Consider the following 2,714-nt stretch of genomic DNA (forward strand, 5'->3'; position numbering starts at 1 on the left):
CTCTTCTGAGAGTGGTCGGAGCAAAGAATCAGGCAAGGGTAAATCTGAAGATTTACGAACCGGAAGGATCTCGTAAACCAGCCCGCCCGATGACTTCTACTCCGTCACCAGTCCAGGAGCCAGACACCAGTGCAATTGACGATCTAAAGTTATAAAATAGCGTTTACAAGAAACGACAGAGACCGTATTCTGTGATATAATACAGATACGGTTTTTGTTTTTAGACACATTATTTTCCTATGAAATTTGATATTCTGACAATTTTTCCGGATATATTTGATTCATATTTTAGCGAAACAATCCTAAAAAGAGCCCAGTCCAAGAAACTGGCTATTATTAATATACACGATATTAGAAAGGCCACGACAGACAAGCATAATACTGTTGATGACCGGCCGTACGGCGGCGGACCCGGGATGGTTCTGAAAATTGATCCGATTTATAAAACATTAAAAAAAGTTCGGCAAAAAAAGAATGCCAAAATTATCCTGATGGATCCGGCTGGCAAACAGTTTGATCACGCACTGGCAAAAAAATATGCTAAGCTTGATCAGCTGACATTCATCTGCGGAAGATATGAAGGGGTTGATGCGCGGGTGGACAAACTGATTGATGAAAAAGTTTCGATCGGTCCTTATGTTCTGAGCGGAGGAGAATTAGCTGCGATGGTGATAGTAGAAGCGGTGACCCGTCTGATTCCTGGGGTTCTTGGTCATAATGAGTCGGCACTGGACGATACTTTCTCCAAAGGGAAAGATTACGTTGAATTTCCACAATACACGCGTCCGGACAAATTTAAAACTTGGTCCGTGCCGAAAGTACTGCTTTCGGGCGATCACAAAAAAATCGCCAAGTGGCGGGAGGGACAGGTAAAGAAAAAACAATCAAACAGGAAAAAAAATGGCTAAATTTAAAATACTAGGAGACAGTACAATTTTTTCTGACCGTGATTTTATTAAGCTGTGGCTTTCACAGGTGCTTTCTATGCCGGCCAGCCACATGTTGAATTTCATCCTGGCGATACGGGTATTTGAAATCAGCGGATCAAATTTTATTGTCAGTCTTTTAGTTGCGTTGATTACAATTCCGCCGATATTATTCAGCAGTGTGGCCGGTGTGCTGGCGGATAGTTTGAATCGAAAAGTTATATTGATTGTCTCCAATTTATTGCGCGGAGTAATCGTTGCCGGGCTGATATTTTTCGGTGATTCATACCACGCGATGTTGCTGTGTGCTTTTTTAATATCATTTATCTCAGTATTTTTCGGTCCGGCAGAGAGTGCCAGCATTCCGGCTCTGACCAAAAAAGAAAATTTGCTGATGGCCAATACATTGTTTTTATTTACACTTTATGCCGGTTTTTTACTGGGGTATTCTTTGGCCGGTCCTCTGCTAACCTGGTTTGGTGATAATGTATATTTTGTCCTGATACTGGCGTTTCTTTTGGCAACTTTCGTTAATACCCTACTACCCCCGATTCGTAATGTTGTATTACAAAAAGGTGAAATCAAAAGAGGTTTTATCAGCGGGCTTAGGAGTATGGCGGTAAAAATGAAAGAAGGACTCGCATATATCAAACACGAACCGTTGCTTTTAATGGCGATGCTTCAGATTACATTTGTTTTTTCTATTGAAAGAGGGGTTGTGGGGTTAGTCCCTGATTTTGCTCTGAACTTCCTGCATATTACTGTTGAACAAATTGGATATTTTCTGATTGCGCCGATTGGTTTGGGCGCGATGACCGGTGCACTACTAGTCAACCGCTACAAACATAAAGTATCCAAACGGACTTTAATCAATACCGGCATCTTGGTGGATGCCATCACGTTATCGCTACTGCCTTTGTACGGATTATTGGAAAAGCATGTCAGTAATTTTGGCTATTCCGAAAACTATTTTTGGATGCTGATTCTTTATGTGATGGTGTTAATGTTCCTATCCGGTGTTGCGGACGTGGCAATTATCGTTTCGGCACAAACAATGTTGCAGGAAGAATCTCAGTCCGAAAAAAGAGGCAGGGTTTTCGGTAATCTGACGATGATCATGAACCTTGTAGGATTGCCCGTAATCCTGATCGTCGGCTGGCTGGCGACGCTATATCCCGTAGGGCGGATAATCCAGGTATTCGGATTGATGACTTTAGTAATGGGGGTAACTAGTGTAATTATCAATAAAAAGAAGATAGACCCCCTGCTCGAGAAATAAGGGGTGTGGGTGATTTGTGGACAAGAGGTATCCTTGACATGATCACCAGAATAGTCTATTATTCATCTGCGTACAATGTGTATAGGTATTTCGCTAACATTAGCTAAATCTTAACGAAAACGCCCCAATCAACACCCCAAAAGTACATTAAATGTTTTGGAGATAAAACAGTGGTGCCGAATATCGGATTAGACATCTCTGTTTTTTCTTCACTTCAGATGAGTTATTAAAAACGCGTGAGGAAAACGGACTTTGACAATTGAAAGGTGATAGAAATCACAAAATACGTCAATTCATTAAAATTAGAATTGGTTACTTTGGTAACCGATTATTAGCAAGAGCTACAAACAACAGATTATCTAAATTATTCTAAATAATTTAGATATATTACTGAGAGTTTGATCCTGGCTCAGGATGAACGCTGGCGGCGTGTCTTAGGCATGCAAGTCGTACGAGCACCTTCGGGTGCTAGTGGCAAACGGGTGCGTAACACATTGGTAACCTGCCTC

General features: G+C 41.4%; 2 protein-coding genes and 1 rRNA gene. All 3 read left to right on the forward strand.

Annotated elements, in window-relative coordinates:
* The first annotated feature begins 239 nt into the window (after positions 1–239).
* Complete coding sequence (trmD, locus tag WCW66_07015; GenBank protein ID MFA6392454.1) at positions 240–908, forward strand: tRNA (guanosine(37)-N1)-methyltransferase TrmD; 669 nt, start codon at positions 240–242, stop codon at positions 906–908.
* Positions 901–2,205 carry an MFS transporter gene (locus WCW66_07020; GenBank protein ID MFA6392455.1) on the forward strand — a complete coding sequence of 435 codons (1,305 nt, stop codon included), beginning with the start codon at positions 901–903 and terminating at the stop codon, positions 2,203–2,205. The genes trmD and WCW66_07020 overlap by 8 nt, the downstream gene beginning before the upstream one ends.
* A 386-nt stretch (positions 2,206–2,591) precedes the next feature.
* Positions 2,592–2,714: ribosomal RNA gene (locus tag WCW66_07025) — 16S ribosomal RNA — on the forward strand; the annotation flags it as partial.

The organism is Patescibacteria group bacterium (assembly GCA_041664365.1).
Classification (GTDB): Bacteria; Patescibacteriota; Patescibacteriia; order UM-FILTER-42-10; family UM-FILTER-42-10; genus JAHJEX01.